Origin of the sequence: Streptomyces oceani (assembly GCF_001751245.1) — a bacterium.
GTDB classification, from domain to species: Bacteria; Actinomycetota; Actinomycetes; order Streptomycetales; family Streptomycetaceae; genus Streptomyces; species Streptomyces oceani.
The window spans coordinates 165,473-187,076 of sequence record NZ_LJGU01000127.1; the positions used below are offsets into that span (position 1 = coordinate 165,473).

Consider the following 21,604-nt stretch of genomic DNA (forward strand, 5'->3'; position numbering starts at 1 on the left):
GACGAGCGCAACCCGCCGGCCGGCCGTCTCCGGGGCGGCGTTCTTACGGAGCTACGCCCGCGCCAGCGCGGCGTCGTCAGCGGCGGTGTCGGCGTCGGTCCAGGCGGGTCCGTCCGGCGGGTTGTCGAGATGCCAACGGACGGACCGGGCCACGCCTTCGGCCGGCGTGCCGGGTGCCCAGCCGAGGACGGCCTGGGCACGGGCGACCGAGACGAGCAGGTGCTGGGCCGGGGCGGCGGTGAGTGTGAGGTCCGGCGGCAGTGCCGTGTCGGGGACCCGGACGAGTTCGGCCTCCGCACCGGCGGCCTCGATGATCTGGGTGAACCAGGTCGACACCGGCCAGGTCTCGGTTTCCCCGAGGTTGAACGTCCGCCCGTCCGCCGCCCTGGTGTCGAGGGCGGCCAGCACGCCGGTGGCGATGTCGTCGACGTGACCGCGGGTCCACAACAGGTTGCCCGCCCCGATCGGGATGCGCCGACATCCGGCGCGCAGCCGGCGCAGCACGGCGTCCTCGCGGCGTTGCCAGTCATGCGGGCCGTAGATCAAGGGCAGTCGCAGCACGGTGGCCCCACGCGGGCGCCACCGCTCCTCGACGTCCAGCTTGTCGTAGTCCTCGGGCACGTCCGGGAGTCCAGACCCGCGGTGCGGGTAGCGCTGGACGCGCGGCTCGGACTCCTCGGTCAACGGCAGCGGCGCCTCGCAGCGCCCGCTGCCGAGGCCGGCGAAGGCCTGGTAGACGTCCTGGCTGGACAGTACGACCGTCGGCACCTCGGGCAAGACCGGCAGTACGGCGTCCACCGCCGCCCCGGTGAGCGCGCAGCTGTCCAGCACCGCCTCGGGGGCGAACGCCCGTATCTTGTCGGCGTGTTCGGCCAGGTCATGGCGGTCCGCCCACAACTGCCGCACCGGGACCCACGGATCGGGCACGCTGCGGCCTCTGCTGACGACCAGCACCTCGTCGCCACGGGCGTGCAGCCGCTCGACCACTCGGCGGCCCAGGAACCACGTTCCTCCCAGTACCAGTACGCGCATACCGACGACGCTCGCACGGTGGACCCACGCCGCACAGTCGATATCGCTGCGAGCGTACGAGCGTCACGGACCCACCGGACCCGCCGGCCCCGCGAGACACACGGGACCCGCTGCCCCCACGGGTGCCAAGGAACCCGCCACCGCGCCCACCCGTACGGCCCGCCTCGCGGTGCGCCCCGGCCAGGGGCACGCGAAGCTTGCGGAGGTCCCGGCCGCGTGCCAGCCGTAACGGCCTCGCCCGACCCGACCGGTACGCCGCCGGGCCGGTACCCAGGAGTCCGACAACCCGAGCCGAAGGAGCGCGCCGTGGCGACACCTCACCCGTCCGCTCGACAGGACCCGCCCGTCCGCGCCGTATGGCCCTCCCTGCGGGTCGCTGACTGGACGGACACCCGGGACACGCTGCACATGTGGACGCAGATCGTGGGCAAGGTCCGGCTGGCCCACGCGCCGTTGATCAACCACTGGTGGCAGGTCACGCTGTACGTCAGCCCGCGGGGCCTGACGACGGGGCCGGTGCCCTGCCCGAGCGGGTCCTTCGACATCGAGTTCGACTTCGTCGACCAGGTGCTCCGCGTCCGCTCAAGCAGCGGGGCGAACCGTGTCGTGGCGCTACGGCCCAGGACGGTCGCCGACTTCTACCGGCACACGATGGACGCGCTGGCCGAGTTGGGCATCGAGACCCGGATCCAGAACCAGCCGAACGAGGTGGACCCGGCGATCCCGTTCACCGAGGACGACGAGCACGCCGCGTACGACCCGGAGGCCGCGCGGCTGTTCTGGCGGCAGTTGGTACAGGCGGACCGGGTGATGAGCGAGTTCCGTTCGCACTTCGTGGGCAAGGTCAGCCCGGTGCACTTCTTCTGGGGCGCCATGGACCTGGCCTGCACCCGCTTCTCCGGGCGGTCCGCCCCGGCCCACCCCGGTGGCGCGCCGAACTGCGGCGACTGGGTCATGGTGGAGGGCTACTCACGCGAGCTGTCCAGTTGCGGCTTCTGGCCCGGTGGCGGGGAGGAGGGCGCCTTCTACGCCTACGCCTATCCCGAACCAGCCGGCTTCGCCGAGCACCCGGTACGCCCGGCCCAGGCGTACTACAGCCAGACGAACGGCCAGTTCCTGCTGCCGTACGAAGCGGTGCGCACGGCAGCCGACCCGGATCGCGCGCTGACCGACTTTCTGCACAGCACCTACGAGGCGGCCGCCGACCGGGCGGGGTGGGATCGGGCGAGCCTGGAGGACGACCCCGGGCGCTGGGCGCACTTGCGGGGTCGCTCCGTGGGTGAACGCTAGGCCGCGGACGACGGCGGCACCTCGAGGACGAAGAACAGGAAGCAGGGCTTGGTCGAGAGATCGTGGAAGCCCTCGGGGAACAGCTCCTGGGCGGCCGGGTCGGGCCGCGGCTCACTGAGGGCGGAGAGGCGAAAGCCCGCCGCGGTGAAGGACTCGGTCATCGCGTGCAGGGGCTTGCGCCAGAATCTCATCGGGACGGTCTGCCCGCCGAACGTCCAGTCGAAGGCGTAGTCGGTGGTCGCGAAGTAGTCGGGCCGCGCGTCCTGGAGCGTGTAGGCCACGAAGGGGTGGTCCACCGAGGCGATCAGCCGGCCACCGGGCCTGAGCACGCGTCGCAACTCGGCCAGCGTCGGCCCCCAGTCCTCCAGGTAGTGCAGCACCAGTGAGGAGACCACGTCGTCGAACGCGCCGTCGGCGAACGGCAGCGGGTCGCTCAGATCGGCCAGGCGCAGGTCCGCGTCGTCCCCCAGTCGCCGCCTGGCCAGCTCCAGCATCCGGGCGCTGGTGTCGACACCGGTGACGACGGCGCCGCGGTCGCGCAGCGCGGCGGACAGTGGGCCGGCGCCACAGCCGGCGTCCAGAATTCGCCGACCGGCCGCCTCTCCGACGAGGTCCAGCATCGCCGGACGAGCGTAGTGTCCGTTCACGAGGTTGTGCTCGTTCTCCGCCGAGTACGCCTCGGCGAAGCTGTCGTAGTCGTTCACCCGGGACGGATCAGCGGACGGGGCGGGGCGCTCGGGCACGTCGGATACGCCTTCCATCGCCGTAGCCTAACCGGGTCGGGCGGCCGCTCAGACACGCCCCGGCGATCGACATGAGGCAGCGGAAAGGGTGGACGGTCGGTGGCGGTCAGTCCTGGCCCTGGTCCTGCTCCTGATCCGTACGCTCCCGCCCGGTGCCCGGGTGCAGGAACCACTCCCGCGCGGCGTCGGCGGCCTGCGCCAGCGTCCCCGGTTCCTCGAAGAGGTGAGTGGCGCCCGGCACCACCTGCACCCGGTGAGGGGCCGCCAAGCGTGCCGCCGCCGCACGGTTCAACCGCAGCACTCCGGTGTCTTCGCCGCCCACGATCAGCAGCACCGGCGCACGTACCCGTGGCAACGCGTCACCGGCCAGGTCGGGCCGCCCGCCCCGGGAGACCACGCAGTGCACGCGGTCGGGTCGCTCGGCGGCGGCCACCAGCGCCGCCGCCGCGCCGGTGCTCGCGCCGAACAGACCCACGGGCAGTTCGGCGGTCGGAGGGTGGATGCGCAGCCATTCCAGGGCGGTGGCCAGGCGATGCCCCAACAGGCCGATGTCGAAGCGGTGTTCGGCGGTGACCTCGTCGACGCGCTCCTCCTGCGGGGTGAGCAGGTCCATCAGTACGGTGGCCAGGCCCGCCGCCTGGAACACCTCGGCGACGGCCCGGTTCCGCGGGCTGTGCCGCGAGCTGCCGCTGCCGTGGGCGAACAGCACCACCGAGCGGGCCGACTCGGGCAGCACCAGGTCACCGGTGGTCGCCTCGCCGTCGGCGGGCAGTGAGATCTCCTCCGCCATCACCGGTGCTCCTTTCGTACGGCACCGCAGCGTGGGGTCGGTGCCGGTGCGGTATCGGTACGGGTCTCGTTTCCGGTTCCGGTGCCGGGTGACCCGGGACGCGCCCGGTATGCGGGCGGCTCCGCGAGCTGCCCTGCTCATCCTCGTGATCGGGTGCACCGTCCAGCGCCGAGTCCAGCACGCGGTGGACCCGGCCGCGGTACGCCCCGAGGACGGTGTGGACGAGACCGTGCCGAACCGTTCGACGGCACCTCGCCCAGCGCCGTGAACCCGCCTGGCCCACGCCCCGCTGCCCGCACGGCGCGAGCGTCGGATACTGGGGGCGTCCCTGGAGTACGGCCGTGCGCCCGGGGCACCCGCCCCGCGGTATGCCGTACGCCGGGGCCGGCCGGCGAACCCACGCGGAAGCGGAGCGCGCGATGACGGAGACGGTGGACGCCGTGGTGGTCGGCCTCGGGCCGGGCGGCGAGACGCTGGCTGGAGAACTGGCCGAGGCGGGCCTCGAGGTGGTGGGTGTCGAGTCCCACCTGGTGGGTGGCGAGTGCCCGTACTACGGCTGCATTCCCAGCAAGATGCTGATCCGTGCCGCGGACTCGCTCGCCGAGGCTCGGCGGGTGCCCCGACTGGCCGGCACCAGCACGGTCTCCCCCGACTTCCCGCAGGTAGCCGAACGCATCCGGACGGAGGCGACGACGGACTGGGACGACGAGGCCGCCGCCCGACGGTTCACCGACAAGGGCGGTCGTCTCGTACGGGGACGCGCGCGGATCAGCGGGCCGCGCTCCGTACACGTCGACGGGCAGGAGTTCACCGCCAAGCGGGCGCTCGTGCTCAACCCCGGCACCGAGCCAGCGGTGCCGCCGGTCCCGGGCCTCGCCGACACGCCGTACTGGACCAACCGGGAGGCTCTGCGCGCCGTACGCGCGCCGCGCTCGCTGGCGGTGCTCGGCGGCGGCGCGATCGGGCTGGAACTGGCGCAGGGGTACGCCCGGTTCGGGACGGAGGTCCTCGTCGTGGAGGCCGCCGAGACGCTGCTGCCCGCCGAGGAGCCGGCGGCCGGTCGGCTGCTCGCCGAGGTGCTGCGCGAGGAGGGACTGACGGTGCGTACGGGCGCCTCGCTGCGCGGCGTGCGGCACCAGGACGGCGCCTTCACGCTGGAGTTGGACGAGGGCGCGCACACCGTGGAGCGGCTGCTGGTCTCCACCGGGCGGCGCACCGACCTGCGGGCGCTGGGCGTGGCCGAGTTGGGGCTCGACCCGGACGCCCGCGGCCTGGAGCCGGACGGGCAGCTGCGGATCGCTCCCGGGGTGTGGGCGATCGGGGACGTCACCGGCAAGGGGGCCTTCACGCACATCTCGACGTACCAGGCCGCCATCGCCACCCGCGCCATCCTCGGCCAGCCGGGACCCGACGCGGAGTACCACGCCGTGCCGCGGGTCACCTTCACCGACCCGGAGGTCGGCGCGGTGGGCCTGACCGAGGCACAGGCGAGGGATCGGGGGATGTCCGTACGGACCGGGATGGCCGAGCTGCCGGAGAGCCCCCGCGGGTGGATTCACGGGGCGGGGAACGCCGGCTTCGTCAAGCTGGTCGCGGATCGCGACACGGACACCCTCGTCGGGGCCACCAGTGCCGGGCCCAGCGGCGGCGAGATGCTCTCCGGCCTCACCGTGGCCGTACACGCCGGCACTCCGATCAGCCGGCTGCGGCGGATGATCCTCGCCTATCCGACCTTCCACCGGGTGATGGAGACCGCCCTGGACCAGCTTGACTGACCCCGCTGTCGCTGACCGGACTTCCGTCGTGCCGCCGATCCGGCCCGTAGACCCCGCCCGTTTCGGCGTGCGCGGCACGGAAGGACGGGGTCTGGGGCGTCACTCGGTGAAGCAGTGGCCGTTGGCAGTCGAACGCCCAGCCGGTGCCGCAGCTGTCCGGGTCGTTGTTGCAGGCGGTACGCCCGCACTCTCGGCCAGAATTGCGGTGTCACTTGCCGTCGAACAGGAACAGAGCTCCTTCGGGGACACGTCCTCCTCCGCGTCGGCGGGGCCGAAATCGGCGAGTACCGCACGGCCTCGGAACGGCCGAACTCCCGCTTCGCCGCCTCCTCCAACGGTCGGGCGACTTCCGCCCGCTCGCCCGGCCCACGACGGAAGAGGTCGGGAACCACCCGGGACGCCTCGTCCAGCACGGCCTCCCGCCCAGTCGTCAGTTCCGTGTGCGCGGACCGATAACGGGTGATGTGCTCGGACCATGCCCTGCCCCGTTCCGCCGGGGACAGTTCAGCCAGGACGGCTTTGCGGTAGGGCACCGAGTGCTGCGTGATTCCCGCGTACGTACGGGGCAACCGGTCCTTGTTCGCGGCGACCCAGGAGCGTGCTCGGCCAGGGCCGCGCCGGCGCCACGGGCCAGCGCCCTCATCCGTACCACCGGCGGTGTCGGAGGGGTGTGCCATGGTGGACCGGTGGAGTTGGAGGACCTCGTCCGGCTGCGTCGGGCCCGAGACCTGATGGACCGCGAGTACGCGGAGCCGCTCGACGTGCCGGCGCTCGCCCGCGCCGCCCTGATGTCGCCGGGGCACTTCTCCCGCAGTTTCCGCGCCGCCTACGGGGAGACGCCGTACGGCTACCTCATGACCCGCCGGATCGAGCGGGCCAAGGCGCTGCTGCGGCGGGGCGACCTGTCGGTGACGGAGGTCTGCTTCGCGGTGGGCTGTACCTCGCTGGGCTCGTTCAGCTCGCGCTTCACCGAGCTGGTCGGGGAGAGTCCCAGCGCCTACCGGGACCGTCCGCACGACGCGGGCGCCGCCATCCCGGCCTGCGTGGCCAAGATTCACACCCGACCGGTCAGGAACGGAGAAGCGAAACCCGGCTCGGCTCCGTAGCGTGAAGCACATGGACATCACACTCTCCACCTGTTTCATCGCCGTCGACGACCATGACAAGGCACTCGCCTTCTACCGGGACGCGCTGGGCCTCGAGGTGCGCAACGACGTCGGGTTCGAGGGCATGCGCTGGGTGACCGTGGGCTCGCCGGAACAGCCCGACGTGTCCGTGGTCCTGGAGCCGCCGCTCGCCGATCCGAACGCCTCGCCCGCCGACCGGCAGACCATGGCGGAGCTGTTGGCGAAGGGACTGCTGCGCGGGGTCATCTTCGACACCGCTGACTGCGACGCCACCTTCGAGCAGGTGCGCGCCGCGGGCGGCGAGGTGCTCCAGGAGCCGGTCGACCAGCCGTACGGGGTACGCGACTGCGCCTTCCGCGACCCCTCGGGCAACATGCTGCGCTTCACGCAGGCGCGCGGAAAGTGAACTGAGCGCGAGCCGACGTCGCCCCAGGCCCCGAAGCGCGCAGCCGACCGGGCGTCGACCGCGTGGCGAGGACGTAGCACACTGCTGGGCGCCGGCCCGCCGACAGCCGGCCGGTGTCCAGCCGGGTCACGCCGGATGGTCAAGCCGACCCCATGGACACCAGGAGCGAGCATGAGCAGGACCACCGGGACGAGCACACGGTCGCCGGCACCGCAGGAGGCCGACAGCCACGACAGGATCCGCGTGCACGGAGCGCGGGTGAACAACCTCCGGGACGTGAGTGTCGAGATCCCGAAGCGCCGGTTGACGGTGTTCACCGGGATCTCCGGTTCGGGGAAGAGTTCGCTGGTTTTCGGGACGATCGCCGCGGAGTCACAGCGGATGGTCAACGAGACCTACAGCGCCTTCGTACAGGGCTTCATGCCGACCCAGGCACGGCCGGAGGTGGACGTGCTCGACGGACTGACGACCGCGATCATCGTCGACCAGGAGCCGATGGGCGCCGACCCCCGCTCGACGGTCGGCACCGCCACGGACGCCAACGCGCTGCTGCGCATCCTCTTCAGCCGGCTCGGGCGGCCGCATGTCGGCTCGCCGGGCGCCTTCTCCTTCAACGTCGCCTCGGTCCGGGCGAGTGGCGCCATCACCGTCGAGCGCGGCGCCAAGAAGACGGTGCGCCAGAGCTTCACCCGTACCGGCGGCATGTGCACGCGCTGCGAGGGCCGGGGCTCGGTCTCCGACATCGACCTCACCCAGCTCTACGACGACTCCAAGTCGCTCGCGGAGGGCGCGTTCACCATCCCCGGCTGGAAGTCGGACAGTTGGTGGACCGTACGGGTCTACGCCGAGTCCGGCTTCCTCGACCCGCACAAGCCGATCCGCGAGTTCGGCGAGCGGGAGATGGCCGATTTCCTGCACCGGGAGCCGACCAAGGTGAAGGTCGAGGGCGTCAACCTCACCTACGAGGGTCTGCTCCCGAAGATCCAGAAGTCCTTCCTGTCCAAGGACCGGGAGGCGATGCAGCCGCACATCCGGGAGTTCGTGGACCGGGCGGTCACCTTCACCACCTGTCCGGACTGCGCGGGCAGCCGACTCAGCGAGGCGGCCCGGTCCTCGCTCATCGAGGGCACCAGCATCGCCGACGCCTGCGCGATGCAGATCAGTGACCTGGCCGAATGGGTCCGCGGGCTGGACGAGCCCTCGATGGCGCCGCTGTTGGGGGCCCTGCGACAGATCCTCGACTCCCTGGTCGAGATCGGTCTGGGCTACCTCTCGCTCGAGCGCTCCTCGGGCACGCTGTCCGGTGGCGAGGCACAGCGGGTCAAGATGATCCGACATCTCGGGTCCTCGCTCACCGACGTGACGTACGTCTTCGACGAACCCACCATCGGCCTGCACCCCCATGACATCCAGCGGATGAACGAGCTGCTGCTGCGTTTGCGCGACAAGGGCAACACGGTGCTCGTCATCGAGCACAAGCCGGAGGTCATCGCGATCGCCGACCATGTCGTCGACCTCGGCCCCGGTGCCGGTGCGGCCGGCGGCACCATCTGCTTCGAGGGGACCGTCGACGAGCTGCGGAAGAGCGACACCTTCAGCGGGCGCCATCTCGACGATCGGGCCGCTCTCAAGGAGACCGTGCGCGGGGCCAGCGGCACCCTGGAGATTCGCGACGCGAGGACACACAACCTGCGCGGAATCGACGTCGACATCCCGCTCGGGGTGCTCGCCGTCGTCACGGGGGTCGCCGGCTCCGGCAAGAGTTCGCTCCTGCACGGCTCGCTGCCACGGCAGTCGGTGTCGGCCGACGCCGGCGTGGTGGCGATCGACCAGGGAGCGATCCGCGGCTCGCGACGCAGCAACCCGGCGACGTACACCGGACTGCTCGAGCCGATCCGCAAGGCGTTCGCGAAGGCCAACGGCGTGAAACCGGCGCTGTTCAGCGCCAATTCCTCGGGCGCCTGCCCGAACTGCAACGGCGCCGGCGTCATCCACACCGACCTGGGGATGATGGCCGGCCTGGCCACCACCTGCGAGGAGTGCGAGGGGAAAAGGTTCCAGGCGACAGTGCTGGAACACAAGCTCGGGGGCCGCGACATCACCGAGGTGCTGGCGATGTCGGTGGCCGAGGCCGAGGAGTTCCTCGGTTCCGGGGAGGCACGCGTGCCGGCGGCGCACCGCGTCCTCACCCGGCTCGCCGACGTCGGGCTCGGGTATCTCACCCTCGGCCAGCCGCTCACCACGCTCTCCGGCGGCGAGCGGCAGCGTCTCAAGCTGGCGACCCGGATGGCCGAGAAGGGTGGGGTCTACGTACTCGACGAGCCGACCACCGGCCTCCACCTCGCGGATATCCAGCAGTTGCTGGGCCTGCTCGACCGGCTCGTCGACGCCGGCAAGTCGGTGCTCGTCATCGAGCACCACCAGGCGGTCATGGCGCACGCCGACTGGATCATCGACCTCGGGCCCGGCGCCGGTCACGACGGCGGTCGGGTCGTCTTCGAGGGCACACCCGCCGAACTCGTCGCCGACCGGTCCACCCTCACCGGCGAGCATCTCGCGGCGTACGTCGGGGCCTGACCCGCACGGGTCCGGCCGCCCCGTCCGTGCGGCACGGGGCGGCCGGACTGCGCTCAGGACGGCGGGACCGGCTGGCCCTGCCAGAAGTACCACACCACGTCTCCCCCGGCGATCGCGCGCGGCCCAGCGCCCGCCCGCCGCCTACGGCTGTTCGGATGACGTGCACGCCGCCCGCCCAAGCGGGCGTTTCGGGCGTCCCGGGCCGGGCACTCGGCCGCGGATCCAGTGCTCCGTCGAACCGCCCGCCGGCCCTCCCGGCCGGCACGGTCGGCGGCACCGCGTCTGCCCGTTGGAGGACGGCATGAACGTCCGCGAAGTGCTGCGTCGCTGGCCGGTCTACCGGCAGTTCACCGGGCGCGACCCGCTCGGCCGCGGCAGCAGCGCCACCTCGCCACGTACGCGTGCGCTGCCCGCCCGTACCCGTACGGCCACCGCGGACCGGGTGGTCCCCTCGGTGTGCCCGTACTGCGCGGTGGGCTGCGGGCAGCAGGTGTACGTCAAGGACGAGCGGGTGGTCCAGATCGAGGGCGATCCCGACTCCCCCGTCAGCCGCGGCCGGCTGTGTCCGAAGGGCGCCGCGACACTGCAGCTGACGACCGGTTCGGCCCGCCGTCACCAGGTGCTCTACCGGCGCCCGTACGGACACCAGTGGGAACCCCTGGACCTGGAGATCGCGATGGACATGGTCGCCGACCGGGTGGTCGAGACCCGGCGGCGCACCTGGCAGTGGGAACAGGACGGCCTGCGGGTGGCACGCACCCTCGGCATCGCCTCGCTCGGCGGAGCGACCCTGGACAACGAGGAGAACTACCTCATCAAGAAGCTGTTCACCGGCCTCGGCGTGGTGCAGGTGGAGAACCAGGCACGGGTGTGCCACAGCTCCACCGTCGCCGGCCTGGGCACCTCCTTCGGCCGGGGCGGGGCCACCACCTTCCTGCAGGACCTCCAGCACGCCGACTGCCTCGTCATCCAGGGGTCCAACTTCGCGGAGGCACACCCGGTGGGCTTCCAGTGGGTGATGGAGGCGAAGGCGCGCGGCGCACAGGTCATCCACGTCGACCCGCGCTTCACCCGCACCAGCGCGCTCGCGGACCTGCACGTGCCGATCCGCGCGGGCAGCGACATCGCCTTCCTCGGCGGGATCATCCACCACGTGCTCGCCGAGGAGAAGGACTTCCGGGAGTACGTACTCGCGTACACCAACGCGGCCACGCTGGTCAACGCGGACTTCCAGGACACCGAGGAACTGGGCGGGGTGTTCTCCGGGCTGGACGCGGACGGGCGACACTACGACCCCGTCACCTGGCAGTACGACGGCGCGGAGGTGCAGGCACCCGCCGGCGACCGGGACCAGCTGTACGACCGCCGCGTCCCGGACCCCACCGACGCCGAGGTACAGGACGCCGCCGGCTCCGAGACACACGGCTCCGGCGGCGCACAGGCGCATCCGGCACCGGAACGGGACGAGACGCTGCAACACCCGCGCTGCGTCTACCAGATCCTCAAGCGGCACTACGCGCGCTACACCCCCGACATGGTCCAGCGGATCTGCGGCGTCCCCAAGGAGACGTTCCTGCGCGTGTGCGAGGCGTTGACCAGCAACTCCGGTCGGGAACGCACCAGCGCCTTCGCCTACGCGGTCGGCTGGACCCAACACTCCGTCGGCGCCCAGTACATCCGCGCCGCCAGCGTGCTCCAACTGCTGCTGGGCAACATCGGCCGCCCTGGTGGCGGAATCCAGGCGCTCCGGGGACACGCCTCGATCCAGGGCTCCAGCGACATCCCCACGCTGTTCAACCTGCTGCCCGGCTACCTGCCCATGCCGCACGCCCACGCGCACCAGGACCTGGCCGCGTTCGTCACCGCGAGCCGTACCCGTAAGGGCTTCTGGGGCGACATGCGGGCGTACTTCGTCAGCCTGCTCAAGGCGTACTACGGCGACGCCGCCACCGCGGAGAACGACTTCTGCTTCGACCACCTGCCGCGGCTCACCGGTTCGCACAGCACGTACGACACCGTGCTCGCGCAGCTCGACGGGCAGTGCAAGGGCTACTTCCTGATGGGTGAGAACCCCGCGGTCGGTTCCGCGAACACCCGACTGCAACGCCTCGGCATGGCCGAGCTGGACTGGCTGGTCGTACGGGACTTCTCGCTCATCGAGTCCGCGACCTGGTGGCAGGACGGCCCCGAGATCGAGTCGGGCGAGTTGCGCACCGAGGACATCAAGGCGGAGGTCTTCTTCTTCCCGGCGGCCTCGCACACCGAGAAGTCCGGATCGTTCACCAACACCAACCGCTGGGTGCAGTGGCACGAGGAGGCCGTCGAGCCGAGCGGTGACGCGCGCAGCGACCTGTGGTTCACCTATCACCTGGGGCGTCGGATCAAGGAGAGGCTGGCCTCCTCGACCGACCCGAGGGACGCCGGCGTACGCGATCTCGCCTGGGACTACCCGGTCACCGGCGTGTTGCGGGAGCCGGACGCCAGCGCCGTGCTGGCGGAGATCAACGGCTACGGCCCGGACGGTGCCCCGCTGTCCGCGTACACCGAACTGGCCGACGACGGCTCCACCAGCTGCGGCTGCTGGATCTACTGCGGGGTGTACGCGGACGGGGTGAACCAGGCCGCACGGCGCCGGCCGCACACCGAGCAGAACTGGACGGCGCACGAGTGGGCCTGGTCCTGGCCGGCGAACCGGCGCATCCTCTACAATCGCGCCTCCGCCGCACCGGACGGCACCCCGTGGAGCACCCGCAAGGCGTACCTGCGCTGGGACACCGAGGCGGGCCGCTGGACCGGCCCGGACGTGCCGGACTTCGTGCCGGACCGGCCGCCGGACTACGTACCGCCGCCGGACGCGACGGGGCCGGCGGCGCTGCGCGGCGACGACCCGTTCATCATGCAGGCCGACGGCAAGGGCTGGCTCTTCACCCCGGCCGGCCTGGTGGACGGACCGTTGCCGACACACTACGAGCCGCAGGACTCGCCGTTCGGAAACGCCCTCTATCCGCGCTACTCCCGCTCCCCGGTACGTCAACTCAAGCCCCGGGAGGGGAACGAGTACCACCCCAGCGGCGCGGAGCCGGGAGCCGGCGTCTTCCCGTACGTGGTCACGACGCACCGGTTGACCGAGCACTTCACGGCGGGCGGCATGAGCCGCTGGTCGCCCTATCTGGGCGAGCTACAGCCGGAGTTCTTCTGCGAGGTCTCCCCCGCGTTGGCCGCCGAACGCGGCCTGCGGCACGGCGGCTGGGCCACCGTCGTCACCGCGCGCAACGCCGTGGAGGCGCGGGTGCTGGTCACCGAGCGGATCAAACCGCTGACAGTGCACGACCGTACGGTCCACCAGATCGGGCTGCCCTTCCACTGGGGCCCGAACGGCACCGTACGCGGCGACGCGGCGAACGAGCTGGTGTCCATCGCGCTCGATCCGAACGCGCACATCCAGGAGGACAAGGCGCTCACCGCCGACATCCGGCCGGGACGCCGGCCGCGCGGGCCGGGACTCCGCACGCTGCTCGCGGACTACCGCGCGCGGGCGGGCAGCACCACGGACACCGGCACCGTGCGGGCCACGGCGTCGACGGGCGGCGGTACTGGCGGTCCGGGCACCGCCCGAGGGACCGGGACCAGCCCAGGCGCGACCGACGACGACCCGGAGGACAGGGCATGACCGGGAACCCGCCACACGACCCCGAGCGCGGCCTGGCCGGCGACGCCGGCTCCGCTCCGGCGGCCGGCGACACTCTTGAGCCGGAACCGCCGCCACGCGTGGGGTTCTTCACCGACACCTCGGTGTGCATCGGCTGCAAGGCCTGCGAGGTGGCCTGCAAGGAGTGGAACGCGCTGCCGGAGGACGGGCTGACGCTCAGCGGCATGTCGTACGACAACACGCAGCAGTTGGGTGCCTCGACCTGGCGCCATGTCGCCTTCATCGAGCAGTCCGCGCCGGCCGCCCCGCCGGTGCCCGCCCCGGAGGGACGTACCGAGCTGCCGGTGGCCGAGGCCGCTCAGTCCGCCGGCGGGGACGGCGAGTTGCGCTGGCTGATGGCCTCGGACGTGTGCAAACACTGTACGCACGCCGCCTGCCTGGACGTCTGCCCGACGGGCTCGCTCTTCCGCACCGAGTTCGGCACCGTCGTCGTCCAGGAGGACATCTGCAACGGCTGCGGCTACTGCGTGCCCGCGTGCCCGTACGGCGTGATCGAGCAACGCCCCTCGGACGGCCGCGCGTTCAAGTGCACGCTGTGCTACGACCGGCTGAGCGTCGGCCAGGAACCAGCCTGCGCCAAGGCGTGCCCCACCGAGTCCATCCAGTTCGGGCCGTTGGACGAGCTGCGTGAGCGGGCCGCTCTGCGGGTGGACCAACTGCACCAGGCCGGAGTGTCGGACGCCCGGTTGTACGGCCACGACCCGGCGGACGGGGTGGGCGGCGACAGCGCGTTCTTCCTGCTGCTGGACGAGCCGGAGGTGTACGGGCTCCCGCCGGACCCGGTGGTGACCACCAGGGACCTGCCCGCGATGTGGCGGCACGCCGGAGCGGCCGCCGCTTCGCTGCTGGGCGGCTGTCTGCTGGCGTTCGCGGCGAGTAGTACCCGAAACGGGAAGGGGACGAGGGCTTGAGCAGCTCACCAGGCGTGCCCGACGGGCACCGGGGCCGAGCCGGCCAGGACGAACGACCCGTCCAGAGCGGACCGGAACACAGCGGGCCAAGGCAGAGCGGACCGGCACCAGCAGCCGAGCCGGCGACCGGCCGCGCGGCGGCGCCGGCGGCGCTGCGGGCCGGCGGCGGGCCGTCCGTAGGTGGTCCGCCCGTCGAGGACCGAAGCGCCGCGGACCGAGGCACCGAGGGTCGGGACTCCGGGGGTCTCGCCCCGAACGGCGGCCGGAGGAAACGCGCCGAGCGGTCCATGGTGCCGCGCGCGGAGTTCCAGGACTACTACGGCCAACCGGTGATCAAGACGCCCGCCTGGTCCGCCCGGGACATCGCCGGTTACTTCTTCCTCGGCGGCCTCGCAGGTGCCGGCTCGGTGCTGGCCGCCGGAGCGCAGGCCACCGGTCGTACGCACACGGCCACCGCGCTGAAGGTCTCCTCGCTCGGCTCGGTCTCACTCGCCACCGTCGCCCTGATCCACGACCTGGGACGGCCGGCCCGGTTCGGGAACATGCTGCGGGTGATGAAGCCGACCTCCCCGATGAGCGTGGGCTCCTGGCTGCTCGCCGGCTACGGCCCGCTCGCCGGTGTCGCGGCCGCCAGCGCCGTCAGCGGCCGATTGCGGCGTACCGGTGCCACGGCGACCGGCGCCGCCGCGCTCCTCGGTCCGCTGGTCACCTCCTACACCGCGGTGCTCGCCGCTGACACGGCCGTGCCGGCCTGGCACGAGGCGCACCGCGAACTGCCGTATCTCTTCGCCGCCTCCGCCACCGCCGCCGCAGCGGGCATGGCCCTGGTCACCGGGCCACGGCGGGAGAACGAACCCGCGCGGTACGCCGCCGCCCTCGCCGCGGCGNCCGAGGACCCGGCGTACACGGTCGTACCGCAGCGGGAACGGCTGGCTGCCAGGGCGGCGCGGGAGACGTCCGAGCCGCGACCGGAGTGAGAAGCGACGGCGGAACCGGCGAGGGACGCGAGAGCGGGACCGGACTGACCGCGCGTGCTGACCGACCACACCCGAGCCGGCCCGGCGGACGACTCAGCCGGGCCCGCTGTCGCCGAGCCGCACCGCCGCCTCCAACAGCAGGGCGTGCACGAACGCCTGCGGCAGATTGCCGCGCAGCTGCCGCTGTATCACGTCGTACTCCTCGGCGAACAGGCCCGCCGGCCCGTACGCCGAGCGGGTGCGCTCGAACCAGCGGTACGCGGCGATCTGTTCGCCGTCGCTCGCGGTCACCAGCGCCATCATGAAACCGCACAGCAGGAACGCACCCTCCGCCTGGTACAGCGGCCGGTCGTCGTGCCGGAAGCGGTAGACGAAACCCTCCTGGGTCAGTTGCTCCCGCACCAGCTCCCGGGTCGCCAGTGCGCTGGGCGCGTTCGCCTCCAAGGCACCACGCGCCAGGGGTAGGAGCAGCCCGGCGTCCGGGCTCGGGTCGTCCGCCGCGCGTGCCCACGCGCCGTCCGGACGCAGGCACCGGCGGCGCGTCTCCCGCAGTATGCCGTCGGCGAGGCTCGACCAACGCGCCGCGGACGGTCCGGGCACCTGTCGTACGAGCGCCCGCAATCCCACGACGACGCTCAGCCGCGAGTGGCTCCACCAGCGCGGCTCCAGCTCCCACAGGCCGGCGTCCGGGCGCTGCCAGTTCCGCTCGACGGCCCCTACCGCCGCGTCGATCGCGCGCCGGCCGTCGTCGTCCAGCCGACCGTGCCGAGCCGCCTCGGCGAAGAGCTGCAACACCTCGCCGTAGGTGTCCAGCTGGAACTGCCGCGCCGCCTGGTTCCCGACCCGGTCGCTGCCCCCGGGGTAACCGGTGAGGGGGAGGCTCCGCTCGGACGGCACCCGTCCGCCGTCCACGGTGTACGCCGGCCGCAGCGCGTCACCGTCCTCCAGCACCCGCGCGGTGGCGAACCGCACCGCGCTGTCCAACAGCGGGTACGTCCCGTGCGCGGCGGCGGCGATACCGGCGTAAGACTGGTCACGCAGCCAGGCGTAGCGGTAGTCGTAGTTGCGCCCCTCGTTGGCGCGTTCGGGCAGCGAGGTGGTGGCGGCGGCGACCATGCCGCCGGCCGAGCTGGTCATGCCGTGCAGCACGGCGTAGGCGTGCTGGACATCACCGCGAGCTGGCACGTCCCGGCAGTCGGGCACAAGCTCCCGCCAACGCCGTTCGGTGGCCCGCCACAGCCGCCGCGCGTCCAGGTCGTCAGCCGCCCGGGTCGGGGAGCCGGCGCCGGCCGTACGGATCTCGAGCACGAGGTCGCGCTCCGTCCCCTCCGGCAACTCAAGACGGGTGTGCAGTCCGCCCTCCGACACCCAGGAGGCGTCCGGCGGACCGGTCCAGCGCAGCCGGAGGTCGCCGGCGGCGGCGCTCCAGATCCCGCCGTCCCAGCGCAGCGGTGGCGGGGCCGACTGCCCGAAGTCCGGCCGGGGGTCGAGCAGCAGCCGCACCCGGGCGTCGCCGCGCACCGCCCGGACGCTGCGCAGCATGACGAGCCGGTCCGGGGTGGCCGGCATGGCCAGCGCCTCGCGGCACTCGACGACGCCGTCCCGGGTGACCCAGCGGCTGACCCGGATGAGGCTGCCCGCCTCGTAGTAGCCGCCCCACACCCGCCACTCGTCCTCCGGGCACACGACGTACCGCCCGTCGCCGCCGATCAGCACCGAGAAGATCGCGGCACTGTGCCAGCGCGGGGCGCACAGCCACACCACTGCGCCGTTCGGATCCAGGAGGGCGCCCCGCTCGCCGTCGGCGAGGAAGGCGTACTCGCGCAGCGCCCACGGATTGGCCCGGAAGGCGGGTGTACGGGAATCCGAATCCATCGTGCCTGCCCTGGACGTCGCTGACCCACCGAGCGTCGGTTCGGCTGTCCGTCTCGGAGCGCCCGTCACGGGGGCGCGAACAACGGTCACTCGCTGCTACCGGGGCCAGGATCGCACACCACGACCGTCGTGCGCGGCCGGACGGACACGCCACCACGTACGGACCGCTCGGTCGGCGATCCCCGCCGCCGTTCCCCAGCGCCACACGGGCGTGCGGTAGATTCGCGGTGTCAGAGGGGGCCCGGAGGGTGGTACCGCACACCGGACCGCACCGGGGCGGTGCCACGCACGGCCCCACGGGGCAGACGTTCACAGGGGAAGGCAGCGTACGGACATGGCCATCGTCGCTGGTCTGGACAGCTCGTCCGAGCACACCCGCATCGTCGTCTGCGATGCCGACACCGGCGAGATCGTCCGGCAGGGGCACGCGGAACACTCCGGCGAGCGGGACGACCCGCAGTCCTGGTTGATCTCCCTCGGGAAGGCCGCCGGTACGGGCCAGTTGGCGGACGTACGGGCAATCGGCGTCGCGGCGCAGCAACAGGGCCTGATCGCGCTGGACTCGGCGGGTAACCCGGTGGCCCCGGCACTGTTGGGCAACGACAAGCGGATGCAGAGTGCCGCCGCCGATCTCACCGACACGTTCGGCGGGCGAACGGCCTGGGCACAGGCCGTGGGCGCGGTGCCGCAGGCGGCGCACCCGGTGTCGAAGCTGCGTTGGCTGGCGCGACAGGACCCGGAGGCCGCCAGCCGGATCACGGAGCTGCTACAACCCCACGACTGGCTGGTCTGGCAGCTGCTGGGCCGTCCCGAGCGGCGTACGACGGACCGGGGGGACGCCTCGGGAACCGGCTACTGGTCGGCGGCCACCGGCATGTACCGCACCGACCTGGTGGAGCTGGCCCTGGGGCACCAGGTACGGCTGCCCGAGGTGGTCCATCCGGCCGCGGCGGCCGGGCACACCCCCGAGGGGTTGCTGATCTCCGCCGGCACCGGCGAGACCATGGCCGCGACCCTCGGCCTCGGTGTCTCACTCGGCGACGCGGTGGTCTCACTGGGCGCCTCCGGTTCCGTCTTCGCCGTCCACCACGAGGCGCTGACCGACCCGACCGGCACCATCACCTCGTACGCCGACGCCACCGGCCTGCACCTGCCGGTGGTGCGTACGCTCAACGCGACCCGGGTGCTACGGGGCACCGCCGAGCTGTTGGGCACGGACCTCGAGGGGCTCTCGGAGTTGGCACTGAAGTCCAGCCCGGGGGCGCACGGCATGGTGCTGCTGCCGTATCTGGAGGGTGAGCGCACGCCCAACCTGCCGCACACCGCAGGCTCGCTGCACGGCCTGCGGCGGGAGAGCATGCGGCCCGAGCACCTGGCACGAGCCGGTGTGGAGGGCATGCTGTGTGGCCTGGCCGACGGCCTGGACGTGCTGCGCGCCCGCGGTGTGCAGGTGCGGCGGGTGTTCCTGTTGGGCGGGGCCGCCGAGTTGCCGGCCGTACGGTCGCTGGCGCCCGGCCTGTTCGGGGCGCAGGTGGTGGTGCCGGAGCCGGCGGACTACACGGCACTGGGCGCGGCGCGGCAGGCCGCCTGGGCGCTCAGTGGTGGTGAGACGCCTCCGGTGTGGCCGGCGGCGGCCGGCCACACCTTCGACCTCGGCGAGGAGGCCGCGGCGTGGCAGGCGGTACGACAGCAGTACACGACCGTACGCGACCAGGCGTACCCGGACGCTTTCGGGCCGGCCCAGGACGGGGCCGGCTACTGAGAGCCGGCGGCGGGGCCTCGTGCGGCCGGTCCGCCGCGCCGCCACCGTGCCACTGAGCGGACAACGCGCTCGCCGCCGTTGTCCTCGATACCCCGCACCCTCAAGGCGGCGATCGTATCCCCATGTCACGAGGAGCGAAGCACGGGATCGATCTGTGCCAGGCTCTCGTGCAACAGGCGCGCCCCAAGGGCAACACGGTCGTCGGTATCGCCAGCCATCTCCTCGCAGAGCCGTAGCGCCTCGTCCAGGTCGTCCGAGAAAATGCTGAGGACATCGACGATCGCGGTGTGAATCCAGTCGGCGTGGTTGTCGTTGGCTACCGCCAGTGCGGACGCGACGATCGTCAGTCCGGCCCTGTCCCTTCGCCGAAGCAAACCCTCCGCGGTCCGTCTGGTGACGAAGGTGTCACGAGGGTCGAGCACGAGCCCCAGCAGCGGCTCCAGGGCTTCCCGCGTCTCGGCGAACACTGCCAGGCTGTGACCGGCATCCGCCCGGTCACGCCAATCATCGCTTCGCCCGATTTCGGCAAGGGTCATGACGGCCGCACGCCGCAGGTCACTGTCCATGAATTCGCCCACCCCTCCCACGACCGGTCGCATTGTCCTCGAGGCGCCCAGGAGGATCCAACCGACTCGGACTAGTCGAGATAGCCCCGCAGTTGGTTGGCGAAGGCGTGTTCGCGGAGCTTGGCGAGCGTCTTGGCCTCGATCTGCCGCACCCGCTCCCGGGTGACCCCGAAGAGATGGCCGATCTCCTCCAGGGTGCGCGGCCGGCCGTCGGCCAGGCCGTACCGCAGCTGCACGACCTTGCGTTCGCGCTCGCCGAGGGTGGAGAGCACCGCCTGCAGGTGCTCGCGCAGCAGCAGGAAGGCGGCCGACTCCACGGGCGAGTCCGCGTCCCCGTCCTCGATCAGATCGCCGAGGCTCGCGTCGTCCTCCTCGCCGACCGGGGCGTGCAGCGAGATCGGCTCCTGGGCGAGCCGCAGCACCTCGCTGACCCGTTCCGCGGTCAACTCGAGGACCTCGCCGACCTCCTGGGGCGTGGGTTCCCGGCTCTTCTCCTGGTGCAGCCGACGCTGGACGCGTACGACCCGGTTGATCTGCTCGACGACATGGACGGGCACCCGGATCGTGCGGGCCTGGTCGGCCAGCGCCCGGGACATGGCCTGCCGAATCCACCAGGTGGCGTAGGTGGAGAACTTGAAGCCGCGCGCGTAGTCGAACTTCTCGACGGCGCGGATCAGCCCCAGGTTGCCCTCCTGCACCAGGTCGAGCATGGTCAGCCCGCGGCCGACGTAGCGCTTGGCGACGGAGACGACCAGCCGGAGGTTCGACTCGATCAGGGTGCGCTTGGCGATCCGGCCCAGCACCACGATCCGGTCCAGGTCCAGCGCGAGTTGGTCGTCCAGGGCGGCGGTGGCGGTGTTGAGGCGTTCCTCGGCGAACAGACCCGCCTCCACCCGGCGGGCCAGGTCCACCTCCTCGGCCGCGGAGAGCAGCGGTATCCGGCCGATCTCCCGCAGGTACTGCCGGAAGAGGTCCCCGGAACCGCTGCCGGGGCCCGGTGCGTGAGAGAGCACGGACCGTTCGGGATCCCGGTCCGGCTGAGTCCCGGTCCCGACCGCGGTGCGGGCCTGATGGGGCACCCGTCCGTTGTGCCGTGGCGGCCTGGCGGGCCCGACTGGCGAGGACGGTGCGGGTACACCTGAGGTGGGTGGTGCCACGGGAGCGGGACCTACGGGCGATGGTGGTGCGGCGGAGGCCGCGTTCGTCAGAAGCTGGGTCTGCGTCTGGGTCTGCACGGGGGCGACCTCCAAAGTGATCGCTGCCGGGGCGACGTGCGGAAGAGGAACGGTGGCGGCCACGCCGCGCCCCGTCCCGAGATCGATGTGCGGTTCCGCGCGGGACTGCGGCCCTCCCGGCCAACACCGCCGCGCTCCAATGACTCAGGCACCGCACACCAGTGTGGGGTACGACACACTCTCGCCACGAGAGTCGTGCGCCCAGTTTTTCCCGGACCGAGGGCGGACGCCGCCGCCCGCTCCGGCCCCCAAAGCGCCGTGCCACAACGCCACAGCGCCGCGGCGGCCCGACTACAGGGCGGCGGCGCCTCGTTCCCGCAGTCCGCGGCCGTACTGCTGGAGGGTCCACAACTGCTCACGCACCGGGGCCGAACCCTCGAAGTCCCGGCGTGCCTCCATCCGGCGGGCGCTGCTCTCCAGTTCGGCGACGCGGGCGTCGACCGCGGCGAGTCGTACGGCGATCAGCTGCTCGCCCGCGTACACCTCGTCCGCTTCCCGGGTGGTGCGCAGTGGTTCGACGGTCAGCTCGGTGATCAGGCCGCGCACCCGGTCGTCCGGCGCGGCGTCCCGCACCCGTGGCAGGTAGTCCCGATCGGCGCCGGTCACGCCCCCGGCAGCGGCCACGGCCGTACGCACGAGGGCGTACGACTCGGCCGTGAACTCGGCGGCGGCGTACGCGTCGAAGGCCGGTGCCACCAGCTCGGGCCGCTGCAGGGCGAGCTTCAGCAATTCCCGCTCCACCCGGTGCGCGGGGCTGCGCGGAGGCTGCCGCGGGCCGCGACGATCCGTGGGACTCGCGGCACTCGGGCTACTCGTGGCGCCGCGGCCC

General features: G+C 72.3%; 15 protein-coding genes and 2 pseudogenes. 9 read left to right on the forward strand and 8 right to left on the reverse strand.

The window, feature by feature from the left end; genetic code table 11:
- Nucleotides 1-51: 51 nt before the first annotated feature.
- The gene (locus tag AN216_RS14175) at nt 52-1,032 is read right to left on the reverse strand and encodes an NAD-dependent epimerase/dehydratase family protein (protein WP_070197032.1); all 981 of its coding nucleotides are present in this window, start codon (nt 1,030-1,032) and stop codon (nt 52-54) included.
- Nucleotides 1,033-1,440: 408 nt separating this feature from the next.
- Here AN216_RS14175 and AN216_RS14180 point away from each other — a divergent pair, with 408 nt between their 5' ends.
- On the forward strand, nt 1,441-2,322 hold the full coding sequence (locus tag AN216_RS14180) for a DUF5996 family protein (protein WP_420855743.1): 882 nt from the start codon (nt 1,441-1,443) through the stop codon (nt 2,320-2,322).
- Here AN216_RS14180 and AN216_RS14185 read toward each other — a convergent pair.
- Nucleotides 2,319-3,083: a class I SAM-dependent methyltransferase gene (locus tag AN216_RS14185; RefSeq protein WP_070197034.1), complete on the reverse strand. Its 765-nt coding sequence runs from the start codon at nt 3,081-3,083 to the stop codon at nt 2,319-2,321. The genes AN216_RS14180 and AN216_RS14185 overlap by 4 nt on opposite strands.
- Before the next feature lie 88 nt (nt 3,084-3,171).
- The gene (locus AN216_RS14190; RefSeq protein WP_070197035.1) at nt 3,172-3,855 is read right to left on the reverse strand and encodes a dienelactone hydrolase family protein; all 684 of its coding nucleotides are present in this window, start codon (nt 3,853-3,855) and stop codon (nt 3,172-3,174) included.
- A 419-nt stretch (nt 3,856-4,274) separates the two neighbouring features.
- Here AN216_RS14190 and AN216_RS14195 point away from each other — a divergent pair, with 419 nt between their 5' ends.
- Nucleotides 4,275-5,630: a dihydrolipoyl dehydrogenase family protein gene (locus tag AN216_RS14195; protein WP_070197290.1), complete on the forward strand. Its 1,356-nt coding sequence runs from the start codon at nt 4,275-4,277 to the stop codon at nt 5,628-5,630.
- Here the strand turns inward: AN216_RS14195 and AN216_RS31060 are convergent.
- A complete protein-coding gene (locus tag AN216_RS31060) occupies nt 5,579-6,307 on the reverse strand; it encodes a bacteriocin fulvocin C-related protein (RefSeq protein WP_139140924.1) in 729 nt (242 codons plus the stop codon). The genes AN216_RS14195 and AN216_RS31060 overlap by 52 nt on opposite strands.
- A 9-nt stretch (nt 6,308-6,316) precedes the next feature.
- Between AN216_RS31060 and AN216_RS14200 the strand changes: the two genes are divergently transcribed.
- From AN216_RS14200 to nrfD, 6 genes and pseudogenes are all read left to right on the forward strand, one after another.
- Nucleotides 6,317-6,736, forward strand: a complete 420-nt coding sequence (locus tag AN216_RS14200) for a helix-turn-helix transcriptional regulator (protein WP_070197036.1) — start codon at nt 6,317-6,319, stop codon at nt 6,734-6,736.
- Nucleotides 6,737-6,746: 10 nt separating this feature from the next.
- The gene (locus AN216_RS14205) at nt 6,747-7,163 is read left to right on the forward strand and encodes a VOC family protein (protein ID WP_070197291.1); all 417 of its coding nucleotides are present in this window, start codon (nt 6,747-6,749) and stop codon (nt 7,161-7,163) included.
- 171 nt (nt 7,164-7,334) lie between these two features.
- The gene (locus tag AN216_RS14210; protein WP_070197037.1) at nt 7,335-9,740 is read left to right on the forward strand and encodes an ATP-binding cassette domain-containing protein; all 2,406 of its coding nucleotides are present in this window, start codon (nt 7,335-7,337) and stop codon (nt 9,738-9,740) included.
- Between the two features lie 301 nt (nt 9,741-10,041).
- Nucleotides 10,042-13,302, forward strand: a pseudogene (gene fdh, locus AN216_RS14215) (formate dehydrogenase); the annotation flags it as partial.
- Nucleotides 13,303-13,406: 104 nt separating this feature from the next.
- Entirely contained in the window at nt 13,407-14,360 is a 954-nt protein-coding gene (locus tag AN216_RS14220; RefSeq protein ID WP_079166582.1) for a 4Fe-4S dicluster domain-containing protein, read from the forward strand.
- Nucleotides 14,361-14,647: 287 nt separating this feature from the next.
- Nucleotides 14,648-15,337: an NrfD/PsrC family molybdoenzyme membrane anchor subunit gene (gene nrfD / locus AN216_RS31065; RefSeq protein WP_079166583.1), complete on the forward strand. Its 690-nt coding sequence runs from the start codon at nt 14,648-14,650 to the stop codon at nt 15,335-15,337.
- Between the two features lie 93 nt (nt 15,338-15,430).
- Here the strand turns inward: nrfD and AN216_RS14230 are convergent, their stop codons facing one another.
- Complete coding sequence (locus tag AN216_RS14230) at nt 15,431-17,212, reverse strand: glycoside hydrolase family 15 protein (protein ID WP_070197038.1); 1,782 nt, start codon at nt 17,210-17,212, stop codon at nt 15,431-15,433.
- 334 nt (nt 17,213-17,546) lie between these two features.
- On the opposite strand from AN216_RS14230, the gene AN216_RS14235 reads away from it, so the two are divergent.
- A complete protein-coding gene (locus AN216_RS14235; protein WP_070197039.1) occupies nt 17,547-18,974 on the forward strand; it encodes an FGGY family carbohydrate kinase in 1,428 nt (475 codons plus the stop codon).
- A gap of 125 nt (nt 18,975-19,099) precedes the next feature.
- On the opposite strand, the gene AN216_RS14240 is transcribed toward AN216_RS14235, so the two are convergent.
- From AN216_RS14240 to AN216_RS14250, 3 genes and pseudogenes are all read right to left on the reverse strand, one after another.
- On the reverse strand, nt 19,100-19,540 hold the full coding sequence (locus AN216_RS14240; RefSeq protein ID WP_244502462.1) for a hypothetical protein: 441 nt from the start codon (nt 19,538-19,540) through the stop codon (nt 19,100-19,102).
- A gap of 71 nt (nt 19,541-19,611) precedes the next feature.
- Nucleotides 19,612-20,862, reverse strand: a complete 1,251-nt coding sequence (locus tag AN216_RS14245; protein WP_070197040.1) for an RNA polymerase sigma factor — start codon at nt 20,860-20,862, stop codon at nt 19,612-19,614.
- Between the two features lie 204 nt (nt 20,863-21,066).
- Nucleotides 21,067-21,604: pseudogene (locus tag AN216_RS14250) on the reverse strand (DNA primase); the annotation flags it as partial.

What these genes read in the sequence shown, in the direction of transcription:
- AN216_RS14175 (WP_070197032.1), bottom strand. Translation starts at nt 1,032, where the DNA reads ATGCGCGTACTGGTACTGGGAGGAACGTGGTTCCTGGGCCGCCGAGTG.
- AN216_RS14180 (WP_420855743.1), top strand. Translation starts at nt 1,441, where the DNA reads ATGTGGACGCAGATCGTGGGCAAGGTCCGGCTGGCCCACGCGCCGTTG.
- AN216_RS14185 (WP_070197034.1), bottom strand. Translation starts at nt 3,083, where the DNA reads ATGGAAGGCGTATCCGACGTGCCCGAGCGCCCCGCCCCGTCCGCTGAT.
- AN216_RS14190 (WP_070197035.1), bottom strand. Translation starts at nt 3,855, where the DNA reads ATGGCGGAGGAGATCTCACTGCCCGCCGACGGCGAGGCGACCACCGGT.
- AN216_RS14195 (WP_070197290.1), top strand. Translation starts at nt 4,275, where the DNA reads ATGACGGAGACGGTGGACGCCGTGGTGGTCGGCCTCGGGCCGGGCGGC.
- AN216_RS31060 (WP_139140924.1), bottom strand. Translation starts at nt 6,307, where the DNA reads ATGGCACACCCCTCCGACACCGCCGGTGGTACGGATGAGGGCGCTGGC.
- AN216_RS14205 (WP_070197291.1), top strand. Translation starts at nt 6,747, where the DNA reads ATGGACATCACACTCTCCACCTGTTTCATCGCCGTCGACGACCATGAC.
- AN216_RS14210 (WP_070197037.1), top strand. Translation starts at nt 7,335, where the DNA reads ATGAGCAGGACCACCGGGACGAGCACACGGTCGCCGGCACCGCAGGAG.
- AN216_RS14220 (WP_079166582.1), top strand. Translation starts at nt 13,407, where the DNA reads ATGACCGGGAACCCGCCACACGACCCCGAGCGCGGCCTGGCCGGCGAC.
- AN216_RS14230 (WP_070197038.1), bottom strand. Translation starts at nt 17,212, where the DNA reads ATGGATTCGGATTCCCGTACACCCGCCTTCCGGGCCAATCCGTGGGCG.
- AN216_RS14235 (WP_070197039.1), top strand. Translation starts at nt 17,547, where the DNA reads ATGGCCATCGTCGCTGGTCTGGACAGCTCGTCCGAGCACACCCGCATC.
- AN216_RS14240 (WP_244502462.1), bottom strand. Translation starts at nt 19,540, where the DNA reads ATGGACAGTGACCTGCGGCGTGCGGCCGTCATGACCCTTGCCGAAATC.